Annotated in this window: 23 protein-coding genes; 10 read left to right on the plus strand and 13 right to left on the minus strand. The window is 73.5% G+C overall.

Annotation, left to right across the window (positions count from 1 at the left end; all coding sequences use genetic code 11):
* Positions 1-126 precede the first annotated feature (126 nt).
* The 4 genes from ACSHWO_RS13345 to ACSHWO_RS13360 all read right to left on the minus strand — a co-directional run bounded on the left by ACSHWO_RS13345 (position 127) and on the right by ACSHWO_RS13360 (position 4,582).
* Positions 127-1,242 (minus strand): GGDEF domain-containing protein, encoded by a 1,116-nt coding sequence (locus tag ACSHWO_RS13345; RefSeq protein WP_385847413.1) that lies wholly within the window; start codon positions 1,240-1,242, stop codon positions 127-129.
* Between the two features lie 201 nt (positions 1,243-1,443).
* A complete protein-coding gene (locus ACSHWO_RS13350; protein WP_361093368.1) occupies positions 1,444-2,232 on the minus strand; it encodes an enoyl-CoA hydratase/isomerase family protein in 789 nt (262 codons plus the stop codon).
* Between the two features lie 41 nt (positions 2,233-2,273).
* The gene (locus ACSHWO_RS13355) at positions 2,274-3,464 is read right to left on the minus strand and encodes an adenylate/guanylate cyclase domain-containing protein (protein WP_385847401.1); all 1,191 of its coding nucleotides are present in this window, start codon (positions 3,462-3,464) and stop codon (positions 2,274-2,276) included.
* A 239-nt stretch (positions 3,465-3,703) separates the two neighbouring features.
* Positions 3,704-4,582, minus strand: a complete 879-nt coding sequence (locus ACSHWO_RS13360) for a biotin--[acetyl-CoA-carboxylase] ligase (RefSeq protein ID WP_438312030.1) — start codon at positions 4,580-4,582, stop codon at positions 3,704-3,706.
* A gap of 130 nt (positions 4,583-4,712) precedes the next feature.
* Here ACSHWO_RS13360 and ACSHWO_RS13365 point away from each other — a divergent pair, with 130 nt between their 5' ends.
* The 4 genes from ACSHWO_RS13365 to ACSHWO_RS13380 all read left to right on the plus strand — a co-directional run bounded on the left by ACSHWO_RS13365 (position 4,713) and on the right by ACSHWO_RS13380 (position 7,451).
* Complete coding sequence (locus ACSHWO_RS13365; RefSeq protein WP_438312033.1) at positions 4,713-6,311, plus strand: acyl-CoA carboxylase subunit beta; 1,599 nt, start codon at positions 4,713-4,715, stop codon at positions 6,309-6,311.
* Between the two features lie 19 nt (positions 6,312-6,330).
* Positions 6,331-6,546 carry an acyl-CoA carboxylase epsilon subunit gene (locus tag ACSHWO_RS13370; RefSeq protein ID WP_361093380.1) on the plus strand — a complete coding sequence of 72 codons (216 nt, stop codon included), beginning with the start codon at positions 6,331-6,333 and terminating at the stop codon, positions 6,544-6,546.
* A 135-nt stretch (positions 6,547-6,681) separates the two neighbouring features.
* Complete coding sequence (gene mmpB / locus ACSHWO_RS13375; protein ID WP_361093383.1) at positions 6,682-6,813, plus strand: morphogenic membrane protein MmpB; 132 nt, start codon at positions 6,682-6,684, stop codon at positions 6,811-6,813.
* A 23-nt stretch (positions 6,814-6,836) separates the two neighbouring features.
* Entirely contained in the window at positions 6,837-7,451 is a 615-nt protein-coding gene (locus ACSHWO_RS13380) for a Maf family protein (RefSeq protein ID WP_438312036.1), read from the plus strand.
* Here ACSHWO_RS13380 and ACSHWO_RS13385 read toward each other — a convergent pair.
* On the minus strand, positions 7,432-7,890 hold the full coding sequence (locus ACSHWO_RS13385) for a hypothetical protein (RefSeq protein WP_361093389.1): 459 nt from the start codon (positions 7,888-7,890) through the stop codon (positions 7,432-7,434). The genes ACSHWO_RS13380 and ACSHWO_RS13385 overlap by 20 nt on opposite strands.
* Positions 7,891-8,278: 388 nt before the next feature.
* Between ACSHWO_RS13385 and ACSHWO_RS13390 the strand changes: the two genes are divergently transcribed.
* The gene (locus tag ACSHWO_RS13390) at positions 8,279-10,042 is read left to right on the plus strand and encodes an acetyl/propionyl/methylcrotonyl-CoA carboxylase subunit alpha (RefSeq protein ID WP_361093392.1); all 1,764 of its coding nucleotides are present in this window, start codon (positions 8,279-8,281) and stop codon (positions 10,040-10,042) included.
* A gap of 1,150 nt (positions 10,043-11,192) precedes the next feature.
* Here ACSHWO_RS13390 and ACSHWO_RS13395 read toward each other — a convergent pair.
* Both ACSHWO_RS13395 and ACSHWO_RS13400 read right to left on the minus strand, forming a co-directional pair.
* The gene (locus tag ACSHWO_RS13395) at positions 11,193-12,134 is read right to left on the minus strand and encodes a DeoR/GlpR family DNA-binding transcription regulator (RefSeq protein WP_385847685.1); all 942 of its coding nucleotides are present in this window, start codon (positions 12,132-12,134) and stop codon (positions 11,193-11,195) included.
* Between the two features lie 235 nt (positions 12,135-12,369).
* Positions 12,370-13,809 (minus strand): NAD(P)H-quinone dehydrogenase, encoded by a 1,440-nt coding sequence (locus tag ACSHWO_RS13400; protein ID WP_438312038.1) that lies wholly within the window; start codon positions 13,807-13,809, stop codon positions 12,370-12,372.
* Between the two features lie 384 nt (positions 13,810-14,193).
* Between ACSHWO_RS13400 and ACSHWO_RS13405 the strand changes: the two genes are divergently transcribed.
* The 3 genes from ACSHWO_RS13405 to ACSHWO_RS13415 all read left to right on the plus strand — a co-directional run bounded on the left by ACSHWO_RS13405 (position 14,194) and on the right by ACSHWO_RS13415 (position 17,298).
* Positions 14,194-14,631, plus strand: a complete 438-nt coding sequence (locus tag ACSHWO_RS13405; protein ID WP_179178250.1) for a gamma-glutamylcyclotransferase — start codon at positions 14,194-14,196, stop codon at positions 14,629-14,631.
* 163 nt (positions 14,632-14,794) lie between these two features.
* Positions 14,795-15,601 carry a purine-nucleoside phosphorylase gene (locus ACSHWO_RS13410; protein ID WP_385847529.1) on the plus strand — a complete coding sequence of 269 codons (807 nt, stop codon included), beginning with the start codon at positions 14,795-14,797 and terminating at the stop codon, positions 15,599-15,601.
* A gap of 47 nt (positions 15,602-15,648) precedes the next feature.
* The gene (locus tag ACSHWO_RS13415; protein ID WP_404234403.1) at positions 15,649-17,298 is read left to right on the plus strand and encodes a phospho-sugar mutase; all 1,650 of its coding nucleotides are present in this window, start codon (positions 15,649-15,651) and stop codon (positions 17,296-17,298) included.
* Between the two features lie 66 nt (positions 17,299-17,364).
* On the opposite strand, the gene ACSHWO_RS13420 is transcribed toward ACSHWO_RS13415, so the two are convergent.
* The 5 genes from ACSHWO_RS13420 to afsQ1 form a co-directional block, all read right to left on the minus strand.
* Positions 17,365-17,664, minus strand: coding sequence for a DUF397 domain-containing protein (locus tag ACSHWO_RS13420; RefSeq protein WP_438312041.1), 300 nt, complete (start codon positions 17,662-17,664; stop codon positions 17,365-17,367).
* A complete protein-coding gene (locus tag ACSHWO_RS13425; protein ID WP_385847538.1) occupies positions 17,661-18,446 on the minus strand; it encodes a helix-turn-helix domain-containing protein in 786 nt (261 codons plus the stop codon). Before ACSHWO_RS13425 ends, ACSHWO_RS13420 begins: the two co-directional genes overlap by 4 nt.
* Before the next feature lie 248 nt (positions 18,447-18,694).
* The gene (locus ACSHWO_RS13430; protein ID WP_361093413.1) at positions 18,695-19,339 is read right to left on the minus strand and encodes a hypothetical protein; all 645 of its coding nucleotides are present in this window, start codon (positions 19,337-19,339) and stop codon (positions 18,695-18,697) included.
* A complete protein-coding gene (locus tag ACSHWO_RS13435) occupies positions 19,317-20,753 on the minus strand; it encodes a sensor histidine kinase (protein ID WP_438319075.1) in 1,437 nt (478 codons plus the stop codon). Before ACSHWO_RS13435 ends, ACSHWO_RS13430 begins: the two co-directional genes overlap by 23 nt.
* Before the next feature lie 53 nt (positions 20,754-20,806).
* The gene (gene afsQ1, locus ACSHWO_RS13440) at positions 20,807-21,484 is read right to left on the minus strand and encodes a two-component system response regulator AfsQ1 (RefSeq protein ID WP_361093416.1); all 678 of its coding nucleotides are present in this window, start codon (positions 21,482-21,484) and stop codon (positions 20,807-20,809) included.
* Between the two features lie 193 nt (positions 21,485-21,677).
* On the opposite strand from afsQ1, the gene ACSHWO_RS13445 reads away from it, so the two are divergent.
* Together ACSHWO_RS13445 and ACSHWO_RS13450 are read left to right on the plus strand one after the other, a co-directional pair.
* Positions 21,678-22,391, plus strand: coding sequence for a SigE family RNA polymerase sigma factor (locus ACSHWO_RS13445; protein ID WP_438312045.1), 714 nt, complete (start codon positions 21,678-21,680; stop codon positions 22,389-22,391).
* 224 nt (positions 22,392-22,615) lie between these two features.
* Positions 22,616-23,128 carry a GNAT family N-acetyltransferase gene (locus ACSHWO_RS13450; protein ID WP_361093422.1) on the plus strand — a complete coding sequence of 171 codons (513 nt, stop codon included), beginning with the start codon at positions 22,616-22,618 and terminating at the stop codon, positions 23,126-23,128.
* A gap of 13 nt (positions 23,129-23,141) precedes the next feature.
* On the opposite strand, the gene ACSHWO_RS13455 is transcribed toward ACSHWO_RS13450, so the two are convergent.
* Positions 23,142-23,822: a uridine kinase family protein gene (locus tag ACSHWO_RS13455; RefSeq protein WP_361093425.1), complete on the minus strand. Its 681-nt coding sequence runs from the start codon at positions 23,820-23,822 to the stop codon at positions 23,142-23,144.
* Between the last annotated feature and the right edge of the window lie 76 nt (positions 23,823-23,898).

Genomic DNA, 23,898 nt, shown 5'->3' on the forward strand with positions numbered 1-23,898 from the left:
CATATTCAGCACCCTACGGACTGAATCGCTTCATGTCACTAGTGACGTTCACGTGGACCTCTTACGCCACCCACAGCGGCGCAACGGTCACTCCCGGCGGTCGCGCACGGCGGTCGCGCACGGCGGTCACGCTCGGCCCCTGAACCGGCGGCGCTCGCCCGGGGCCTCCTGCCGCGCCGCGTCGGCCAGCTGCACCACGGCGGTGTCCCGCCCCGCGACGACGGGGCCGGCGGAGCGGGCGGCCTTGGCCTTGTACTGGGCGGCGTCGGCCAGCCGGAACAGCCGCCGGGAGGACTTCACGGCGCCGATCGGGTCCCCGGTGGAGGCGACCCCGCAGGCCACCCCCTCGCCCAGCTCCAGCCCGCCGGCCCGACGGCACAGCTCCTCGGTGACCCGCACCACGTCGTCGGCCGAGGGGCCGACGCTGACCAGGCAGAACTCGTCACCGCCGAGCCGGGCGGCGAGCGCGCCGGGCAGCATGGCCCCGCACAGGCTCAGCACGGACCCGAAGCGCTCCAGGAGCCGGTCGCCCGTGGCGTGGCCGAGGGTGTCGTTGACCCGCTTGAGGCCGTTCAGGTCGCACACCACCAGACTGACGACGGCGCCGGCGCGCCGGTGCTCCTCCAGGGCCTCGTCGAGCCGCACGTCGACGGCGCGGCGGTTGGCCAGCCCGGTGAGCGGGTCGGTGAAGGCCAACCGGTGGGCCTCCTCCAGCCGGTCGCTCTGCGCGAGGCCGGCGGCGATCACGGCGGCGAGGACGGTCGCGAACTCGGCGTCGTCCTCGTCGAAGTCGGGCAGCCCGTCGTCCCGGGCCACGTACAGCTCGCCCCACGCGCGGCCGCTCAGCACGACGGGCGCCACCACGCAGGTGCCGCGGCCGCGCCGGCGCAGGGTCTCGCCGCGGCGGCCCGGGCGGGCGCCGCCTGCGCTCTCGACCCAGGCGTGCGGGCCCCCGCCGCCGATCCAGCGCTCGTGCAGGAACTCGGTGATCTCGGGGAAGTCGTGCACGGGGTACGACTCGTCCTCGGGGAACTCGGCCTCGCCCGGCCGGCGCTCGCCCTCGTTGACGAGGACCCGCAGCCGGCCCCGCTCGCGCTCCCACGCGGAGATCGCGGCGAACGACCCGTCCAGCGCCAGGCGCGCCCCCCGTGCGGCGGCCCGCACGCTGTCCCGCGGCGCCACCGCGGCGGCCATGGCCTGCGCCAGGCCCACGACGGCTCGCAGCCGCGCGTCGAGTCCCATCACCCCAGGTTAGGGAGTTTTATCCGATTTGGTAGGTCGTGCCGGTCACGCCCCACCGGGCCGCGCCCGGTGGGGGCCCGGTAGGGGCCCGGTGGGGGCCCGGCAGGGGCCCGGTGGGGGCCCGGTAGGGGCCCGGTGGGGGCCCGGCAGGGGCCCGGTGGGGGCCCGACGGGGCGGGCTCCCCGTACCGGAACCGCGCGACTACCGGCCCGGCCAGTTGGGGCGGCGCTTCTCGTTGAACGCCGCCACGCCCTCCGCCCGGTCGCCGGAGAAGGCCACCGTCCGCCAGGCCGCGTCCTCGATCTCCAGGCCGGCCGCCAGGTCCATCCCGTGGCCCAGCCGCAGCGCCCGCTTGGCCGCCCGCAGGCCGACCGGGGAGTTCGCCGCCATCCGGGCGGCCAGGGCGAGGGCCTCCTCGCGGTCCCGGCCCGCCGGCACCACCGAGTCGACCAGGCCCAGCGACAGCGCCTCCGCGGCCTCCACCCGTCGGGCGGTGAAGATCAGCTCCGCCGCGCGGGCCGCGCCCACCCGCCGCGGCAGCAGCTGGGTGCCGCCGCCGCCCGGGATCACGCCCACGGACACCTCGGGCAGGCCGACCACGGCCGTCTCGTCGGCCACGATCACGTCGCAGGCCAGCGCCAGCTCGAAGCCGCCGCCCAGTGCGAAGCCGTGCACCGCCGCGATCGTCGGCATCGGCAGTTCCAGCACGCCCCCGTACGCGCCCCGCGTCGTGGGCCGCTGGCGCACCAGCTCCGCATCGCTGAGGGAGTTGCGCTCCTTGAGGTCCGCGCCGACGCAGAACGCCCGCTCCGCCGTCGAGGTGAGCACGACGACCCGGACCGAGGGGTCCGCCGCGAGCTGCGCACAGGCCGACCCGATGGCCCGCGCCATCTCCGTGGACACCGCGTTCATCGCCTTCGGCCGGTCGAGGACCAGCTCCACGACCCCGTCGTCACCGTGCCGACGTACCGCTACGAACTCCGACTCCATCGCCGACTCCACCGACACAGGGCCCTCCCGGTTAACGAACGTTACCCGGGGATCTTAGGCTTCCGCCGCGTCAGCGACCAGGGCTCCACGACCCCCAGCCCGCGCACCGGCCGCTGCCACATCGGCTGCAGCGCGAAGCGGTAGGAGCCGCCGCCCTCCTCGGCCTCGGCCTCCTTCTCCGAGACCGGCGCCGCACCCGTGCGGCCCAGCTCCTCGGCCATCGCCCCGTCGACCAGCACCGCGTCCTTCGGGGCTATCGAGGTCAGGCGGCTGGCCAGGTTCACCGTGGTGCCGAAGACGTCGCCCATCCGGGTCGTGACCGTGCCGAAGGCGATGCCGACGCGCAGTTCCGGCATCTGCGGGTCCGACTCCATCGTCTCGATCAGCCGCAGCGCGATCTCGGCCGCCGTCGCCGCGTCGTCCGCCGCGTACAGCACCTCGTCGCCGAGCGTCTTGATCAGCCGGCCGCCGTGCGCGGCCACCAGGTCGGCGGCGTTCGTCTCGAAGGACTCGACCAGCTCGCCGAGCTGCTCCTCCTCCAGCCGGCGCGTCAGCCGGGTGAAGCCGACCAGGTCGGCGAAGCCCACCGCGAGGCGCCGGTCGACCATCTCCTCGTCGTCGGCCGCCTGCACGACCCGGCCGGTGGCCGCCGCCAGCTGGCGGCGCCACACGTAGACGAGGAACTCCTCCAGCTCCGGCAGGAGCAGCTCGACCAGCGGGTACGTGACCTCCGTACGGGTCATGCCCGGCTCCGGCGGCTCGGTCAGCCCCTCCAGGAAGGAATCGATCTGCCATTCGGCCAGTCGGGCGGTGGTCTGCCCGGTGGACCGGGCCACCTGCACCGCCATCGGCTCGCTCAGCAGCCCCGCCTCGACCAGGCCGGCGAGCCTGCGCAGCGCGAGGACGTCGGCCTCGGTCAGGGCCCTGGCCTGCCCGATGTCCGCGAAGCCCATGGCCCGCCAGAAGCGGGAGGCGAGCTCCATCGAGACGCCGGCGCTGCGGGCCGCCTGGAAGGGGGTGTAGCGACGCTCGGCGCCCAGGATCAGCTGCTCCAGCCGGATGGCGAGCGGGTCCGCCGTCGGCTGGGCGGTGTGGTCGACCTCGTGGTGCGGGGTGTGCTGGTCGCGCCCGATCGGCGTGCTCGGGCTCCCCGGGCCGCCCGGGTTCCCGGATCCGCCCGGGTTCCCGGGTCCGCGGGCGGACGCGCCGGACGTAGAGTCGTCGACGGTCAAGGGGCCGCCTCCTGTCCATTCCGTGCGCACTGCCCTGCCGAACCGGGCGATCACCGGAAAGGACCGGGATCGCCTAAACCATACGGCAGGTGTGCCGTAGCTCACTCCCCACTCCTGTTTCCTCCGGCGCCCGCCGGGGTCACGGGCCGGTCCGGGACCCCGCCGGGCGTACGCCCCGCGCGGTCCGCCCGAGGCCGCCGGGGGCCGGCCCGGACCCGCCGGACCGGCCCGGACCCGCTCTAGTGCGCGGACCTGAGGTGCACCACGTCCCCGGCGCCGACGGCCTCGTGCGTCCCGTCCCCGGTCCGGACGACGAGCCGCCCCTCCGCGTCGACCGCTTCGGCCGTCCCGGTGAGCGACCGCCCGCCGGGCAGGTCCGCCCGCACGTGCCGGCCGAGGGTCGCGCACTGCGCCGCGTACGCCTCCTGCAGGCCGCTGGCCGCGGGGTCGCCGCCGGCCGCGCGCCAGTTCCCGTACCACTCCTCCAGGGACCGCAGTACGGCCTTCAGCAGCGGCTCGCGGTCCGTGACGGCGGCCTTCGCCAGGGCCAGCGAGCCGGCCTGCGGGACCGGCAGCTCGTCCTCGGTCAGCGACACGTTGAGGCCGATCCCGATGACGATCCCGTCCGCGACCCGCTCCGCGAGGATGCCGGCGGCCTTGCGCTCCTCGCCCTCCACGGTGACCAGCAGGTCGTTGGGCCATTTGAGTGCGGTGTCCACCCCGGCGGCCCGTGCCAGCCCGGCCGACGTGGCCACCCCGGCCAGCAGCGTCAGCCAGCCCCACCGCTCCTGCGGCACGGCCCCGCCCGGCTTGAGCAGCACGGAGAAGAACAGCCCCGAGCGGGCGGGCGCGACCCAGCTGCGGTCGAGCCGCCCGCGCCCGGCGGTCTGCTCCTCGGCGACGAGCACGGCCCCCTCGGGCAGCTGCCCGGCCCGGGCGGCGAGGTCGCTGTTGGTGGAGCCGGTGGTGGGGACGACTTCCACCGAGGACCACAGCCCTTGCCCGGTGACGAGGGCGCGCTGCAGCACGGCGGCGTTCAGGGGCGGCCGGTCGAGGTCGGACCAGCGACCCGCGGAGGGCCCGGAAGGGGCTCCTCCTGAAGCATCTGATGGCGTCATGCAACCCACAGTAGGTGTGTCAAACGCCGCACTGCCGAGCGCCATGCCCGCCGATACGCTACGCACCAGTAGCCAGCAGTAGTCATTCATTGACCAGGCAGTTGACACCACGCAGGGAGCCGCGACCCCGATGTCACAACCGTCAGAGCCGATCGACATCCACACCACCGCGGGCAAGATCGCGGATCTGCAGCGCCGTATCGAGGAGGCCTCGCACGCCGGGTCCGCCCGGGCCGTGGAGAAGCAGCACGCCAAGGGCAAGCTGACGGCCCGGGAGCGGATCGCCCTGCTGCTGGACGAGGGCTCTTTCGTCGAGCTGGACGAGTTCGCCCGGCACCGCTCCACCGACTTCGGCATGGAGAAGAACCGCCCGTACGGCGACGGCGTCGTCACCGGCTACGGCACCGTCGACGGCCGTCCGGTGGCGGTGTTCTCCCAGGACTTCACCGTGCTCGGCGGCTCCCTGGGCGAGGTCTTCGGCCAGAAGATCATGAAGGTGATGGACTTCGCGCTGAAGACCGGCTGCCCGGTCGTCGGCATCAACGACTCCGGTGGCGCCCGCATCCAGGAGGGCGTCATGGCCCTCGGCATGTACGGCGAGATCTTCCGCCGCAACACCCACGCCTCCGGGGTCATCCCGCAGATCTCGCTGGTCGTCGGCCCGTGCGCCGGCGGTGCGGTCTACTCCCCCGCCATCACCGACTTCACGGTGATGGTCGACCAGACCTCGCACATGTTCATCACCGGCCCGGACGTCATCAAGACGGTCACCGGCGAGGACGTCGGCTTCGAGGAGCTCGGCGGCGCCCGCACCCACAACGCCACCTCGGGCGTGGCCCACCACATGGCCGGGGACGAGAAGGACGCCATCGAGTACGTCAAGTCGCTGCTGTCGTACCTGCCGTCGAACAACCTCTCCGAGCCGCCCGCCTTCCCGGAGGAGGCCGACACCGAGGTCTCCGACGCCGACCGCGAGCTCGACGTGCTGATCCCGGACAGCGCGAACCAGCCGTACGACATGCACACGGTGATCGAGCACGTCCTCGACGACGGCGAGTTCCTGGAGACCCAGTCGCTGTTCGCCCCCAACATCGTCACCGGCTTCGGCCGGGTCGAGGGCCACCCGGTGGGCGTCGTCGCCAACCAGCCGATGCAGTTCGCCGGCTGCCTCGACATCAACGCCTCCGAGAAGGCCGCCCGCTTCGTGCGGACCTGCGACGCCTTCAACATCCCGGTGCTGACCTTCGTCGACGTCCCGGGCTTCCTGCCGGGCACCGACCAGGAGTACAACGGAATCATCCGGCGCGGCGCGAAGCTGATCTACGCCTACGCCGAGGCCACCGTCCCCCTGATCACCGTCATCACCCGCAAGGCCTTCGGCGGCGCCTACGACGTCATGGGCTCCAAGCACCTGGGCGCCGACCTCAACCTGGCCTGGCCGACCGCGCAGATCGCCGTCATGGGCGCGCAGGGCGCGGTCAACATCCTGCACCGCCGCACCATCGCCGAGGCCGAGGCCGCCGGCGAGGACGTGGAGGCCGTCCGCGCCCGGCTCATCGCCGAGTACGAGGACACGCTGCTCAACCCGTACACGGCCGCCGACCGCGGCTACGTCGACGCGGTCACGATGCCCTCGGAGACCCGCGCGCACGTCGTCAAGGGCCTGCGCCAGCTGCGCACCAAGCGCGAGTCCCTGCCGCCGAAGAAGCACGGCAACATCCCCCTCTAGGTCCGGGAGGTCAAGTCCTGTGGTGATCAAGGTCGTCAAGGGGAATCCGACACCGGAGGAGCTGGCCGCCGCCCTGGCGGTGGTCCAAGCGCGCGCGGCGGTGCTGGCCTCGGCACCGTCGGGCGCACCGCGAGTGGCCGACGCCTGGGCGGCGCCGAGCCGGGTGGCGGCGCGGACGCTGCCGCAGCCGGGGCCGCGGGCGTGGGCCCGCACGTACTGGCCGGGCCGGGGCTGAGGCCCCGCCGGCCGAGCTCCGGCCGAGCTCCGGCCGGATCAGGCCGGGTCCGGTCCCAAGATGGCGCGAACCGGTGGGGGCGCCTGAGTACCCGTACTCAGGCGCCGCACCGGCCTTCGGGGACAGGATCGGGGCATGCTCTGGTCCGACCCCGACGACGAGCCGCCCGAGGAGATGCGCGAGACGCAGGCGATGCTCCGGCGGATGACCGTCGTGCTCGTCCTCGCCATGGTGGTCGTCGTGTACGTGCTGGGTGTGGGGTTCTAGGCGGCCCGCCTACGATGACGGGCATGACTGCTGCCCAGGCCCCGGCCCACGCCCTCGTCCTCGCGTCCGCCTCCCCGGCCCGGCTGAACCTGCTGCGCCAGGCCGGGCTCGCCCCGCACGTGATCGTCAGCAACTTCGACGAGGACTCGGTGACCGCGGACTCCCCGGCCGAGCTGGCGCTGGCCCTGGCCGAGGCCAAGGCGGCCGTCGTGGCCGGCCTGGAGGAGGCCGCGGGCGCCCTGGTCATCGGCTGCGACTCGGTGCTGGAGCTGGACGGCGAGGCGCTGGGCAAGCCCGCGGACGCGGCGGACGCCACGGCCCGCTGGAAGGCCATGCGCGGCCGGTCCGGAGTCCTGCGCACCGGCCACTGCGTGGTCGACACGGCGACGGGCCGCCGGGTCTCGGCGACGGCGTCGACCACGGTGCGCTTCGGCGAGCCGACGGACGCGGAGGTCGCGGCCTACGTGGCGAGCGGCGAACCGCTGCACGTGGCGGGCGCGTTCACCCTCGACGGCCTGTCGGCGCCGTTCATCGAGGGCATCGACGGCGACCACGGCAACGTCATCGGCCTGTCGATGCCGCTGCTGCGCTCCCTGCTGGGCGAACTGGGCGTGTCCATCACGGACTTGTGGGCCTGAACCCGGCAGCCGGCTCCTGACCGGCCTGCACGCCGCCGTCCCGGGCCGGGTGGAGCGTGAGCGTCAGCACGATCAGGCACAGCACCACCATCGTCGCCGCGAAGGCGCCCCAGCCGACCGCCGAGACGGCGAGGGCGCCGAGCACCCCGTGCACGACGGCGGCGGCGATCAGGACGACGCGGGCGAAGCGGCCGGGCGCGCGGTCCCGTACGGCGGCCACGGCCAGCAGCACGGCGCACAGCAGCAGGAAGCCCCCGATGGCCGCCCCCAGCACGTACGTGGCCACGGCCATGACGGCGGGGTCCGAGCCGGCGATCGACATCGACTGGTTGTGCGTGGTCCGGCCCAGCACGAAGTGGACGAGGGCGAGCAGCGCCCCCTCGGCGGCGAGCGCGAGGGCGGCCAACCCGGCGACGGATCTGCGCAGCACGGCGTCCACGGCGCCCCACCCCCCTAATTCGACCCCTAAGCGACACGCCCGTTCGACGCCTGGAGGCTACTAACGGGTAAACGTACGGACAAGGGGCGCGCACCCGTTCGTTACGCGGAAGGGCGCGCGACGGCGGCTGCGCAAAGAATCTGTGGGCCGTTCGTAGGGAATCCACAAAGAATCGCCGGGGCCCGCTGACCCCGCGGACAGAGACCGTGGCTATCTGACGGGGTTACTGTGCAGTCGGGGATCCCCCTGACCTGGGGCGCCACAAGGACTTTCCGCGGTGGAGGCGGCCTCGAATCACACTCCGTGTGGGCAAGGTCACCTCCGGGGAAGGGTCGAAAGGCCGTGTGGGCAGTCCCTAAACTCAGCTTGTTTCAAGGAGGGAGCCATCGTGCGCAAGGTGCTCATCGCCAACCGTGGCGAAATCGCTGTCCGCGTTGCTCGGGCCTGCCGGGATGCCGGGATCGCGAGCGTAGCCGTCTACGCCGATCCGGACCGGGACGCCCTGCACGTCCGCGCGGCCGACGAAGCTTTCGCGTTGGGCGGTGACACCCCGGCCGCCAGTTACCTGGACATCTCCAAGGTCCTCCAGGCCGCAGCCGACTCCGGCGCGGACGCCATCCACCCCGGATACGGCTTCCTCTCCGAGAACGCGGACTTCGCGCAGGCCGTCATCGACGCGGGCCTGACCTGGATCGGCCCGCCGCCGCAGGCCATCCGCGACCTCGGTGACAAGGTCGCCGCCCGGCACATCGCCCAGCGCGCCGGCGCGCCGCTCGTCGCCGGCACCCCGGACCCGGTCTCCGGCGCCGACGAGGTCGTCGCGTTCGCCAAGGAGCACGGCCTGCCGATCGCCATCAAGGCCGCCTTCGGCGGTGGCGGCCGCGGCCTGAAGGTCGCCCGCACCCTCGAAGAGGTGCCGGAGCTGTACGAGTCCGCGGTCCGCGAGGCCGTCGCCGCGTTCGGTCGCGGCGAGTGCTTCGTCGAGCGCTACCTCGACAAGCCGCGCCACGTCGAGACCCAGTGCCTCGCCGACAGCCACGGCAACGTGGTCGTCGTCTCGACCCGTGACTGCTCGCTGCAGCGCCGCCACCAGAAGCTGGTGGAGGAGGCCCCGGCGCCGTTCCTCTCCGAGGAGCAGAACGCCGAGCTGTACGCCGCCTCGAAGGCGATCCTGAAGGAGGCCGGCTACGTCGGCGCCGGCACCGTCGAGTTCCTCGTCGGCGTCGACGGGACGATCTCCTTCCTGGAGGTCAACACCCGCCTCCAGGTGGAGCACCCCGTCACGGAGGAGGTCGCCGGCATCGACCTCGTCCGCGAGATGTTCCGCATCGCCGACGGCGAGGCGCTCGGCTACGGCGACCCCGTGCTGCGCGGCCACTCCTTCGAGTTCCGCATCAACGGCGAGGACCCGGGCCGCAACTTCCTGCCGGCCCCCGGCACGGTCACCAGGTTCGACGCGCCGTCCGGCCCCGGCGTCCGCCTGGACGCGGGCGTGGAGTCCGGCTCGGTCATCGGCCCGGCCTGGGACTCCCTGCTGGCCAAGCTGATCGTGACGGGCGCGACCCGCGAGCAGGCCCTGCAGCGGGCCGCGCGTGCGCTGGCCGAGTTCGAGGTCGAGGGCATGGCCACGGCCATCCCGTTCCACCGCGCGGTCGTCGCCGACCCGGCGTTCGCCCCGGTGGACGGCACCCCGTTCAAGGTCCACACCCGTTGGATCGAGACCGAGTTCGTCAACGAGATCCCGGCGTTCGCCGCCCCGGCCGCGGACGAGGCCGAGGAGGAGCCGGGCCGCGAGACGGTCGTCGTCGAGGTCGGCGGCAAGCGGCTGGAGGTCTCCCTCCCGTCGTCGCTGGGCATGACCCTGGCCCGTACGGCCGCGGCCGGCGGCGCCAAGCCGAAGCGGCGCGTGGCGAAGAAGTCCGGCCCGGCCGCCTCGGGCGACACCCTGGCGTCGCCGATGCAGGGCACGATCGTGAAGGTCGCGGTCGAGGAGGGCCAGCAGGTCAACGAGGGCGACCTGGTGGTGGTCCTGGAGGCGATGAAGATGGAGCAGCCGCTGAACGCGCACCGCTCCGGCACGATCGTCGGCCTGACGGCCGAGGTCGGCGCGTCTTTGACCTCGGGCGCCACGATCTGCGAGATCAAGGACTGACGTCCGACCCGGACTGACGTCCACCCCGAACGCCGGCGGCTGCCCCAGCCGCCGGCGTTCGCCGTCCCCTCAGCCCGACCGCGTCACCGCCCCGGGGGTGAACAGCCCCCGCACCTCAATCGCCGCCGGGCCGGCTTGCCTCGGCGGGGCTCCCGGGTCTGGAGGTTCGGCGGAGGCGGGTCGCGTTGGCGCGGGTGGGCGTTCAACCCGGGGCGGCGGCGAACCGCGGCTCGGGTTCGTGGCGTCGGCCGGACGGGGGTGCCGAACGCCCAGCGGGGCCATCCCGGCCCGGCCGGCGCTTGAGGCGCGGGTGTAGGGCGGAGTCCTCGGATGGGTTTCGGCGCTCCCCGGCGGCGGTGTTCGGGGCGCGGTGCGCCGGCTGGCGCTCTGCTGGGGCGCGCAGTTCAGCCCCGCCGGCGTTTGAGGCGCGGGGTGTGGGGCGGAGCCCCGCGTCTTCGGGCGGAGCCCCGGGCGTGGCGCGAGGAACAGCCCGGCCGAGGCAGGCCAGCCGAGACCCGGGCCCGCGCATTCAGCCTCGCCGGCGCTCGAAGCGCGGGTCCGCATGCTCAGCCTCGCCGGCGTTTGAGGCGCGGGGGTTCGGGGGCGGAGCCCCCAGGGGCCCGGACGGAGTCCGGGGCGGGTCCGGGCGGAGCCCGGTTTCGGGAAGGGGCGGGGTGGGGGAACGCTCCGCGCAGCGGCAGCCCGGCTGGTGGCCAGCCAGCCAGGGGCAATCGGCCAGGGGCGCCGCCCCAGACCCCGTAGCCCAGCCCCGGCCAGCCGCTGGCGCGGACGCCGCTGGGCAGCAGCGGGCAGAGGGCGGCCGCCCCCGCGAGGCGGTGGTACGGACGGGGCGGCAGCCGCGGCACGGCGGCGCGGACGCGGCAACCGCAGGGCGGCCGCGGCGGGACGCGGGGCCGCGCAACAGCGGGGCGGCCACGGGGCCGAGGTGGGCCGTGGCGCGAGCACGGGCCCGCGGGGCGGTGGTACGGGGGCCGACGTTGGACCGGGGCGCGGACGCGTGGCCCGCGGGAACGCGTGCGGGCGCCGGGCGGCGGCGCGGGGCCGCGGCCCGTGCGGGGCCGCGGGCCCGGTCTGGGGCGCGGGGCCCGCGGGCGGTGGGGCGCGGGCCCGCGGGGTGGCCCGCGGGGGGTCAGCGGCGGCGGAGGTCGGCTACGCGGCGGTCGCTCGGCGTGGGCTCCAGTAGCGCGGCGGGCGCACTGCGCAGCCCCGGCGCCCCGCGCCGCTGCACCGGCAGCGGCGCTTCCCTCCGCGGCCGCCGCCCCGGCCCCGCCCCGGACCCCGGCATTCCGCCCCCGCCCCCGTCCAGCGGCCCGGCGGCCGGCGTGATCGCCCCGGCCACGGTGATCTGCACCCCTTGGTCGGCGAGCGCCTGCAGCTCGGTGGCCGCCCGGTCGTCGTGCGGCGGCGGCTCGTCCGTCACCAGGCGGGTCATGACGTCGGTGGGGACCGTCTGGAACATGGTGTCGGTGCCGAGCTTGGTGTGGTCCGCGAGGACGACCACTTCCGCCGCGGCCTGGACGAGCGCCCGGTCGACGCTCGCCGACAGCATGTTGGACGTCGACAGGCCGCGTTCCGCGGTGAGGCCGCTGCCGGACAGGAAGGCGCGGGAGACCCGCAGTCCTTGCAGCGACTGTTCGGCGCCGCTGCCGACGAGCGCGTAGTTGGACCCGCGCAGGGTCCCGCCGGTCATGACGACCTCGACGCGGTTGGCATGGGCCAGCGCCTGGGCGACGAGCAGGGAGTTGGTGACGACGGTGAGGCCCGGCACCCGGGCCAGCCGGCGGGCCAGCTCCTGGGTGGTGGTGCCGGCGCCGACGACGACGGCCTCGCCTTCTTCGACGAGGCCGGCCGCGACATCGGCGATGGCGGTCTTCTCGGCCGTGGCGAGATGGGACTTCTGCGGGAAGCCGGATTCCCGCGTGAAGCCTCCGGGCAGTACCGCACCGCCGTGCCGGCGGTCGAGGAGTCCTTCTGCCTCCAGTGCCCGCACGTCCCGGCGTACGGTCACTTCGGAGGTCTGGACCACGCGGGCGAGCTCACGGAGCGACACCGCTCCGTTCGCCCGCACCATTTCGAGAATCAACTGGCGACGTTCTGCAGCGAACACGAAACTGACAGTAACCCGGGCGACCGTCTGCTTTCAGCTCCTTGCGCCGGAATACCGAAGTTGTCCATAAGGCAGGGCACTTAGTGGTATACGCGGTCGGACGAGTGCGTGAACGATCCGCCGCATACCGGTGCCCTGCCCCGAGCCTTCACCAAGTCCCCTTGCAGAAAGGGGAGGTTGTGGCCCCGGAGGACCCGGTTCAGGCCTCGGTGCCGGTCTTCCGGGTGTGCAGCTGGCGCGCGACCTCGGCGATCGAACCCGACAGCGAGGGGTACACGGTGAACGCGTTTGCGATCTGCTCGACGGTCAGGTTGTTGTCGACGGCGATCGAGATCGGGTGAATCAGTTCGCTGGCGCGCGGCGAGACGACCACGCCGCCGACGACGATCCCGGTGCCCGGCCGGCAGAACAGCTTCACGAAGCCGTCCCGGATGCCCTGCATCTTGGCGCGGGCGTTGCGCAGCAGCGGGAGCTTGACGACGCGGGCGTCGATCCGGCCGGCGTCGACGTCGGCCTGGGTGTAGCCGACGGTGGCGATCTCGGGGTCGGTGAAGACGTTCGAGGAGACCGTCTTGAGGTTGAGCGGGGTCACCGCGTCGCCGAGGAAGTGGTACATGGCGATGCGGCCCTGCATGGCGGCGACGGACGCCAGCGCGAAGATGCCGGTGACGTCGCCGGCCGCGTACACGCCGGGGGCGGTGGTGCGGGAGACCTTGTCGGTCCAGATGTGGCCGGACTCCTTGAGCTTGACCCCGGACTCCTCCAGGTTCATGCCGCGGGTGTTGGGGATGGCGCCGACGGCCATGAGGCAGTGGGTGCCGGTGACGACGCGGCCGTCGGAGAGGGTGACCTCGACCCGGTCGCCGACCCGCTTGGCGGATTCGGCGCGGGCGCGCCCGATGACGTTCATGCCGCGGCGGCGGAAGACGTCTTCCAGGACGGCGGCGGCGTCGGGGTCCTCGCCCGGGAGCACCCGGTCGCGGGAGGAGATCAGCGTGACGCGGGAGCCGAGGGCCTGGTAGGCGCCGGCGAACTCGGCGCCGGTGACGCCGGAACCGACGACGATGAGCTCCTCGGGGAGTTCCTCCAGGTCGTAGACCTGGGTCCAGTTGAGGATGCGCTCGCCGTCGGGCATCGCGTCGGGGATCTCGCGGGGGGTGCCGCCGGTGGCGATCAGCACGCATTCGGCGGTCAGGACCGTCTCGGTGCCGTCGGCGGCGGTGACGACCACGTCGCGGGTGCCGTCGATGCCCTGGGGGCCGCCGAGGCGACCGCGGCCGCGGATGACGCGGGCGCCGGCCCGGGTCACGGAGGCGGTGATGTCGTGGGACTGGGCGAGCGCGAGGCGCTTCACACGGCGGTTCACCTTGCCGAGGTCCACGCCGATGATGCGGGCGGCCTGCTCGATCGGCGGGGTGTCGTCGGCGACGACGATGCCGAGCTCCTCGTACGAGGAGTCGAAGTTCGTCATGACCTCGGCCGTCGCGATGAGGGTCTTGGAGGGCACGCAGTCGGTGAGGACCGAGGCCCCGCCGAGGCCGTCGCAGTCGACGACGGTCACCTCCGCGCCGAGCTGGGCCCCCACGAGGGCCGCCTCATACCCGCCGGGTCCGCCGCCGATGATCACGATCCGGGTCACGAAAATCCGCCTCACGTCTACCCGGCCGAGCGCCGCCCCGGCCGGGGCTTCCGGGGGGTCTCCCCGGGGGATGCATTCCGTGCTCCATTGTCCCGCACGCTTCAAGGTGCTTCTCCCCCGGTCCGCCATCCGTGCACCGCCCGCACCTCCGGGCCGCGCCCCGCCCGCCATCGCACCTTCCCTCGCCCCGCCGCCACGCCACCCCGCCCCCGCCGTCCGCCCGCCCCGGCCGTGCGCCCCGCCCCGCCGCCGCGCCTCCCCCCGTCCCGCCGCGCGGGCGCCCCCGGCCTGCCGTGCGGGGGCGGATCGGTCCCGCCGGGCCCGTACGGATCCGCCGGCATCCGGGCACGCATACTCAGCCGCCCCTCCCGTACCCTCGACTGCATGTCGCTCTACGCCGCGTACGCCGGCAACCTCGACCCGCGGCTGATGTCGCGCCGCGCCCCGCATTCGCCGCTGCGCGGAACGGGCTGGATCAACGACTGGCGGCTGACCTTCGGCGGCGAGCAGATGGGCTGGGAGGGCGCCCTCGCCACCGTCGTGGAAGCGCCCCGCCAGCAGGTCTTCGTCGCCCTCTACGACATCGCGCCGCTGGACGAGGACTCCATGGACCGGTGGGAGGGTGTCGGGCTCGACATCTACCGCCGGATGCGGATCCGCGTGCACACCCTGGACGGCGAGGAAGCCGCCTGGTGCTACGTGCTGAACGGGTACGAGGGCGGCCTGCCCTCGGCGCGCTACCTGGGCGAGATCGCCGACGCCGCCGAGTCGGCGGGCGCCCCGCACGACTACGTGATGGAGCTGCGCAAGCGCCCCTGCTGAGCGGCGCCGGCAGGCTGCGGGGCCGACCCCCGCCGGATCCCCGCCGGATCCGGGCCCTCCCGACCGAGTCCGGACGATTCGGCGGAAACGACAAGGCAACGATCCGAACACCGTGAGCAGCGCCATCTACGCGCGTAGGCGATTCCGGGCTACGCTCTTCTGCGTGAACGCATCTGTTACCGACCCCCACGCCGCCGCAGACGCCGCCGCCGCGCGTCTGCGCGAGCTCACCGGCGCCGAGACCCACGACGTCGCCCTCGTCATGGGCTCCGGCTGGGCTCCCGCCGCGGAGGCGCTCGGCGCCCCCGAGTCCGAATTCCCCGTCACCGAGCTGCCCGGCTTCCCGCCGGCCGCCGTCGAGGGCCACGGCGGCAAGGTCCGCTCGTACAAGATCGGCGACAAGCGCGCCCTGGTCTTCCTCGGCCGCACCCACTACTACGAGGGCCGTGGCGTCGCCGCCGTCGCGCACGGCGTCCGCACCGCCGTCGCCGCGGGCTGCAAGACCATCGTGCTGACCAACGGCTGCGGCGGTCTGCGCGAGGGCATGGCGCCCGGCCAGCCGGTCCTGATCAGCGACCACCTGAACCTGACCGCGGCCTCGCCGATCATCGGCGCGAACTTCGTGGACCTGACCGACCTGTACTCGCCGCGGCTGCGCGCGCTGTGCAAGGAGATCGACCCCACCCTGGAAGAGGGCGTGTACGCCCAGTTCCCCGGCCCGCACTACGAGACCCCGGCCGAGATCAACATGGTCCGCGTCCTGGGCGCCGACCTGGTCGGCATGTCCACGGTGCTGGAGGCCATCGCCGCCCGCGAGGCCGGCGCCGAGGTGCTCGGCATCTCCCTGGTCACCAACCTGGCCGCGGGCCTGTCCGGCGAGCCGCTGAACCACGAAGAGGTGCTCCAGGCGGGCCGCGACTCGGCCGCGCGCATGGGCACGCTGCTGACGCAGGTCCTCGCCCGCATCTGATAGACGGGCACAGGCACAGGCACCGTACGAGAGACAAGGCGGAAGTAGTGCAGGAACAGGACGACCTGATCACCCGGGCCCGGGCCTGGCTGGCCGAGGACCCCGATCAGGAGACCGCGGACGAACTGGCCGCGCTCATCGAGGCGGGCGACACCGCCGAGCTGGCCGACCGGTTCTCCGGCACCCTCCAGTTCGGCACCGCCGGGCTGCGCGGCGAGCTCGGCGCCGGCCCGATGCGGATGAACCGCTCCGTGGTCATCCGGGCCGCGGCGGGCCTCGCCGCGTACCTGAAGGCCGAGGGCCACGCCGGCGGCCTGGTCGTCGTCGGCTACGACGCGCGCTACAAGTCCGCGGACTTCGCCCGCGACACCGCCGCCGTGATGACCGGTGCCGGCCTGCGCGCCGCCGTCCTGCCCCGTCCGCTGCCGACGCCCGTCCTCGCGTTCGCCATACGGCACCTGGGTGCCGTCGCCGGCGTCGAGGTGACCGCGAGCCACAACCCGCCCCGGGACAACGGCTACAAGGTCTACCTCGGCGACGGCTCCCAGATCGTGTCCCCCGCGGACACGAAGATCGCGGCCGAGATCGACCGCGTGGAGACGCTCGCGTCGGTCCCGCGCCCCGACTCCGGCTGGGAGGACCTCGGCGACGAGGTCCTCCGGGCCTACCTGGAGCGCACGGACGCCGTCCTGACCCCGGGCTCCGCCCGGGGCGTGCGGACCGTCTACACGGCCATGCACGGCGTCGGCAAGGACGTCGTCCTGGCGGCCTTCGCCCGGCACGGCTTCCCCGAGCCGGTGCTCGTCGCCGAGCAGGCGGAGCCGGACCCGGCCTTCCCGACGGTGGCGTTCCCGAACCCGGAGGAGCCGGGCGCCATGGACCTGGCGTTCGCCAAGGCCGCCGAGGTCCAGCCGGACATCGTCATCGCGAACGACCCGGACGCGGACCGCTGCGCCGTGGCCGTCCCCACCGCGGACGGCGGCTGGCGGATGCTGCGCGGCGACGAGGTCGGCGCACTGCTCGCCGCCCACCTGGTCCACAAGGGCGCGCGGGGCGTCTTCGCCGAGTCGATCGTCTCCTCCAGCCTCCTGGGCCGGATCGCGGAGGCGGCCGGCGTCGGCTACGAGGAGACCCTCACGGGCTTCAAGTGGATCGCCCGCGTCGACGGCCTGCGCTACGGCTACGAGGAGGCCCTCGGCTACTGCGTGGACCCCGAGGGCGTCCGCGACAAGGACGGGGTCACCGCCGCCCTGCTGGTGGCGGAGCTGGCCTCGGAGCTCAAGGAGCAGGGCCGCACCCTGACCGACCTGCTGGACGACCTGGCGATGGCCCACGGCCTGCACCACACCGACCAGCTGTCCGTCCGCGTGGAGGACCTGTCGATCATCGCCGACGCGATGGCCGCGCTGCGCGCCGAGCCGCCGGCCTCCCTGGCCGGCCTGCGGGTCGTCTCGGCGGAGGACCTGAACCAGGGCACGGCCACGCTGCCGCCCACCGACGGTCTGCGCTACTACCTGGAGGGCGACTACAAGGCCCGGGTGATCTGCCGCCCGTCCGGCACGGAGCCCAAGCTGAAGTGCTACCTGGAGGTCGTCGTCCCGGTGGCCGAGGCCTCCGACCTCGCGCCGGCCCGCGTCCGCGGCCAGGAAGTCCTGGACGCGGTCAAGAAGGACCTCTCGGCGGCCATGGGCCTCTGAGCCACCGCTGAAACGCCCGTACGGGCCCCGGACCACCGGTCCGGGGCCCGTCGGCGTTCTACGGGGCTACGCCGCCACCCAGCCGGTGAGCGCGGCCCAGCTGGCCGGGGCCAGGTCCAGGACGGGACCGCCGTCGACCTTCGAGTCACGGACGTGCACGACGTGGGGGCAGGCGGCCACCTCGACGCACTGGCCGCCTTCGTCGCTGCTGTGGCTGGAGGTGCGCCAGGGGGCGGAGACCTCGACGCAGGCCCCACCCTCGTCGCCGCTGTAACTGGACTTCCGCCAGTCGTAGGCGACCTCAACGCACGCGTCGCCCTCGTCGCCGCTGTAGCTGGACTTGAACCACTTCAGTGCGGTGCTCATAGCTCTCCTAGCAACCGGTCCAACAGGTCTTTCGTCTCAACGACGTTGAGAGCCTGGGATCGCAGCATCGCATATTTCTGCGCAAGGATGCTGACCTCGTTCGGGTCACGTACGAGGACGCTGCCGCGCTGGGTCTCGGAGTAGGCGAGGTGCTGGAACTCGGGGGTTTCCAGCAGGATGAAGGGGCCGTTCAGGCCTGCGTGGGTGACGAGACCCAAGGGTAGGACCTGAATCGAAATGGCTGGCCGGTCCGCACACTCCCGCAGGTGCCGGATCTGCTCCCGGTGCACCTCCGCCCCGCCGATCCGGTCCCGCAGAGGGGCCTCCCAAATCACGAAGGACAGGGTGGGCGGGACGGGACGGCGCAGTATCTCCTGTCGCCGGATCCGGCGCGCGGTCTGGAGCTCGATCTTCTCCTCCCCCACGAACGGCACACGGCAGGACAGCACCGCCCGCGCGTAGGCCTCGGTCTGGAGCAGCCCTGGCACGGTCATCGTGTCGAACCAGGACAGCGCGAGTGCCTCGCGCTCCCGCTCGAAGTACTCCTCGGCCCAGGCCGGGATCATGTCGACCTCCGGCATCCGCAGGGCGGCGACGGTGAGCAGTCCGGGCAGTCCGAGTGCCCGGTCCAGCCGCTCGGCGACGTCGGGCATCAGGACGCGCCGCCCCTGCTCGATGGAGGCGATGGTCTCCGTGTCCATGGTGACCAGGGCGGCGAGTTGGCTCTGGGTGAGCTTCTTGGCGGTCCGGCCGGTGGCGACCTGCTCGCCGATCATCTTCATGGCGGTCGCGTTGGGCCGTGGCGCCCTCTTCCTCGGTGGCATACGCGTGCACTGCCACCCGCGCCCGCACCTCACACCCGTACCGACCCGTACTCATCGATGAGTACGGGTCGGCGCACTGCCCTGCCGGATTACGCCTCGAACAGGCGTGCACCCCGAAGGGGCGCGGGGAACTGCGCGACCAGCCACGACCGGGCCGCAGACGATCGCCGGAGCCTCGCGGCACCTCCCGCGGTGCGCCCGGGCCGTCAGCCGGACGGCGCGGGCGACGGGCTCGTGTCGGAGCGGACCAGCTCGCCCAGCGTCGGCACCGACTCCGGGCGGGAGCGGACGGCGGGCGTGCACTCCCAGGCGCGCGGCGGGTCGGCGTTCGGGCCGCCGAGGACCACCGGGCCCGGCCCGGCCGAGACGGTCTCGTTGCCCGCGAGGGTGCACACGACCTGCGCCAGGGCCACCGGCATCAGGTCCTCCGGCTTCTTGCTGAGCCGGATCGTGCCCGCCGGGTCGCCCGGCCAGCCCGGGACGACGGTCAGCCCGGCCGGCACGACGCTGGTGAAGCCGGCGTCGCGCTCGTCCTGCGAGGGCTCGCGCTCCAGCGCCTCCAGCAGTGCCTCGGCCGCCAGTTGCGCGGGGTCCCGGCCCGGCTTCTTCTCGGCTATCGGAACGACCCGCTCGACACCGACCAGCTGCGAGCCGCACACCAGCTCCACGGTGGCCCGGAAGCCCTGGGCGCCGCCCTGCTGGGCCGGTATGTCGCAGGACACCCGGGAGGGCGCCGGGCCGACGTCCACCGGGACGCTCGTGGCCCGGATCCCGCAGCCGGCCGTCAGGGACACGAGGCCCCACACCACCGCGGCCGCGGCCGCCGCCCTACGCGTTCGCGTCGTCGCCACCGGCGATCACCTTCCCCACGTCCACCGGCAGCCGCAGCGTGAACAGCGCGCCGCCGCCCTCGGCGTTCGCCGCGGTGATCTCGCCGCCGTGGATGTGCGCGTTCTCCACGGCGATGGACAGGCCGAGGCCGCTGCCGTCCGACTTCGGGCGGGAGGCGCTGGCCTTGTAGAAGCGGTCGAAGACGTGCGGCAGCACCTCTTCGGGGATGCCCGGCCCGTTGTCCCGCACCGCGATGACGAGCCATTCGCCGTCGACGCGCACCGACACCCGCACCGGCGAGCCGCCGTGCTTGAGGGCGTTGCCGATGAGGTTGGCGAGGATGACGTCGAGGCGGCGCGGGTCGAGGCGGGCCATGGTGCCGCGCTCGGCGTCGAGTTCGACCGCGTCGAGCCAGGCCCGCGCGTCGATGCAGGCGGTGACCTGGTCGGCGACGTCGACGTCGTCGATGACGAGGCGGGCCGTGCCCGCGTCGAAGCGGGTGACCTCCATCAGGTTCTCGACGAGGTCGTGCAGGCGCCGGGTCTCGCTGACGACCAGGGTCACGGCCGGCGCGATCATCGGGTCGAGGTCGTCGATCTCCTCCTCCAGCACCTCGGCGACCGCCGTGAGGGCCGTGAGCGGCGTGCGCAGCTCGTGCGACATGTCGGCGACGAAGCGGCGGCTGGCCTCCTCGCGGGCGCTCATGTCGGCGACCTTCTTCTCCAGCGCCTCCGCGGTCCGGTTGAACGTGCGCGACAGGTCGGCGAGTTCGTCGTTGCCGGACACGTCGAGCCGGTGGTCGAGCTCGCCCTCGCCGAGGCGGCGGGCGGCGTCGCCGAGCCGCTGGACGGGCCTGAGGACCGTACGGGCGGCGGCCTGGGCGAGCAGCGCCGAGCCGAGCAGGGCGAGGCCGGTGGCGATGGTCAGGGACCAGCCGAGTGCGTTGAGGTCGTCGCGCTCCTGGGCGAGGGACTTGTACATGTAGCCGGTGGGGCCGCCGCCGATGATGCGGGTGCCGCCGACCAGGTACGGGTTGCCGTTCGGCCGGGTGCGCTGCCAGTACACGTGGTACTCGGAGTCGCTCGCCGCGGTCGGCTTCTGCCGGTCGTTGACGGCCCGCTGGAGGCTCTCGGGCACGTCCTCCAGACGGAAGGCGTCCGGGCCGGCCGCGCCGAACACCATCCGGTGGTCGGCCCGTTCGTCGACGAGCAGCACGCTGTACCCGGGGCTGCTGCCCGCCATCAGGTCGGCGGTGCGCTGGAGTTCCTCGGGGGTGGGGTCGGCGGGCAGGGCGGCGGCCCGCAGCTGCATCTCCTGGCGGAAGTCGCCGAGGGCCGCGTCCTGGGTGCGGGTGAGGACCGCCTCGCGGTTGAGCCAGTAGGCGATGCCGGACGCGGAGACCGCGGCCGCCAGCGCGACGAGCGAGAACACCATGAGGAGCCGCAGCCGCAGGCTGGTCCAGCGCCGGCCCGCGAACAGAGCCTTGATCACTGCGGGTTGTCCAGGCGGTAGCCGACACCCCGTACGGTGCGGATGAGGGTGGGCGAGGAGGGCACTTCCTCGACCTTGGCGCGCAGCCGCTGGACGCAGGCGTCCACCAGGCGGGAGTCGCCGAGGTAGTCGTGCTCCCAGACCAGCCGCAGCAGCTGCTGCCGGGACAGGGCCTGCCCGGGCCGCCGGCTGAGCTCCAGCAGCAGCCGCAGCTCGGTCGGCGTCAGCTGGAGGTCCTCGCCGTTCTTCGTCACCGTCATCGCGGCCCGGTCGATGACCAGGGAGCCGAAGACGGCGGAGTCGTTGGCCTCCCGCTCACCGCGGCGCAGGACGGCCCGGATCCGGGCGTCGAGCACCCGGCCCTGGACCGGCTTGACGACGTAGTCGTCTGCGCCGGACTCCAGCCCGACGACCACGTCGATGTCATCGCTGCGCGCGGTCAGCAGAATGATCGGCAGCTGGTCGGTGCGACGGATCCGCCGGCACACCTCGAAGCCGTCGATCCCGGGCAGCATCACGTCCAGCACGATCAGGTCCGGCCGCTGCTCCCGGAGGAGCTTCAGGCCGTCCTCGCCCGTCGCCGCGGTGGCCACACGGTGGCCCTGGCGGGTCAGGGAGAGTTCGAGGGCCGTGCGGATGGCGTCGTCGTCCTCGATCAGCAACAGGAAAGGCACGGCCACATTCTGTCCCATGTGCGGTTGGGAGTTCGACCGCTGGACACGAGGGGTTCTCGTCGGGGCGGCTGTGACAGGCCTGTGACAGTCGACGGACACCGCGGTTAAGTCCGCCGTGCAGTCTTTAACCAACGCACCGAGCATGACGCGGAAACCAGGAACCGAAAGCAGACTCCACGACGGGGGGCGCGGGATGAACACGCTGCACAGCACCACCACCAGCGCGGTTGTCACGCGGCTGCACGATGTGGGCCGCCGGGCCGGTGCCCGTTCGGTGACGGTCGCCCGTCCCCGGCAGGCGCACACGGTGGCCATCGACGCGAAGACGTACGGGCCCGCCACGGCGGTTCCGGCCACCTTCCCCGAGCCGCGGCTGCCCTCCGACTCGGAGGCCGAGTTCACGGCGTACGTCCGGGAGCGGCGGGCCGCGCTGTACGCGACGGCCTTCCACCTGACCGGCGACCGGTACGAGGCCGAGGACCTGCTGCAGAGCGCGCTGTTCTCCACGTACCGGGCCTGGGACCGGATCAGCGACAAGGCGGCCGTCGGCGGCTACCTGCGGCGCACGATGACGAACCTGCACATCTCCGCCTGGCGCCGGCGCAAGCTGAACGAGTACCCGACGGAGGAGCTGCCGGAGACGGCGACCGACGCGGACGCGATGCGCGGTACGGAGCTGCGCGCGGTGCTGTGGCAGGCGCTGGCCCGGATCCCGGAGCCGCAGCGCACGATGCTGGTGCTGCGCTACTACGAGGGCCGGACGGACCCGGAGATCGCGGAGATCCTCGGGATCAGCGTCGGCACGGTGAAGTCGAGCATCTGGCGCTCGCTGCGCCGCCTGCGGGACGACGAGGCGCTGAGCTTCGGCCGCGACGAGGCTGAGTCCTTCGAGGAGCTCGTCGCGTAGCGCCACGAGCTCTCACACAGCCATCACGGAGCCATTGGCCGGGGGGCCGTCCTACGGGGGTGGGACGGTGGCCATGGGGGGGGAACGCGCGGGATCAGTCGGTCGGGGGTCCGACTGATCCCGCGCTCCTTTTTCGTCAGGGGCGGGATTCGTCGGGGGCGGGCCGATCCGGCGCCGCCCCTTATTCCAGTGGCCCCGTCCGGCCGGCTCCGGACAATGGGTCCATGCGCATCCGAGCCGTGCACCCGAGCGAACTGCCCGTCCTCCAGGACATCGAGAGGGCCGCGGGGCAGTGCTTCCGGTCCGTCGGCATGCCGGAGATCGCCGACGACGAGCCGCTCCCGCTCGACGAGCTCGCCCGCTACCAGCGGGCCGGGCTGGCCTGGGTCGCGGTCACCGACGCCGACGCCGACGCTCCGGTCGCCTACCTGATCGCCGACCGCGTCGACGGCAACCTCCACGTCGAACAGGTCTCGGTGCACCCGGACAGTGCGCGGCGCGGTATCGGCCGGGCCCTGTTGGACCGGCTGTCGGAGCACGCCGTCCGCGAGGGGGCGCCCGCCCTGACCCTCACCACGTTCACCGAGGTCCCGTGGAACGCCCCCTACTACGCGCGCTGCGGCTTCCGGCCCGTGGACGACGGCGCGCTCACCCCGGGCCTGCGGCGGATCCGCGAGCGCGAGGCGGCACACGGCCTGGACCGTTGGCCGCGGAGCTGCATGCGCCGGGCGGTGTGACGCCGCGGCGCCGTCAGACGGCGGCGGCGCTCGGCGAGCGGTGCCGGCCGGCGGCCGCGGCCGCGAGACGGCCCAGGGCCTCGTCGCGGGCGCAGGGGTGGGCGCCGAGGGCCACGTGCCGGGCGACGATGCCCCGCTCGGCCCGCATCAGGCGCAGGCCCCGGCGCAGCAGGAACAGCACCGACTTGCGGCCCTCGCGCAGATCGCGCAGCAGGCGGCGGCGGAACGTGGTGGACGGGCGGCCGCGCAGGCAGATCGCGTCGGCGAGCAGCCCGAGCTCCTGGCAGCGGGCCGCGATGTCGGCCGCGAAGATCCCCTCGGCGATGAAGAGCGGGGTCCGGGAGATGCCGAAGGCCTCCGTGCCGGTCCGGGACGAGGTGGCGATGTCGTAGACGGGGACCTCGGTACGGCCGGTGCGGCACAGCTGCGCGATGGCTTCGACGGCGACGTCGGCGTCCCACGAGAGCGGGGAGTCCCAGTCGATGTCGGAGCTGCCCTCGACCAGGGGGAGGGACGGGTCGTCGCCCTCCTTGTAGAAGTCGTCCAGCCGCAGCACCGGGAGACCGGAGCGGGCGGCGAGCGAGGACTTTCCGGAACCTGAAGGCCCGGTCAACAGGACGACACGCGTAGGCAAAGGAGAGGAGGCGCTCACGGAACACCAGTCTGACGCATTCCCCCGTGCGTGGGATGCCATCTGGCACACGTTGGTATCGAGGATCACACCTCCACTACGCTGCGTGCACACCCGAACACGACCACAGGCGGGATCT

Origin of the sequence: Streptomyces pallidus (ex Mingjun et al. 2026), assembly GCF_051550185.1 — a bacterium.
GTDB lineage: Bacteria > Actinomycetota > Actinomycetes > Streptomycetales > Streptomycetaceae > Streptomyces.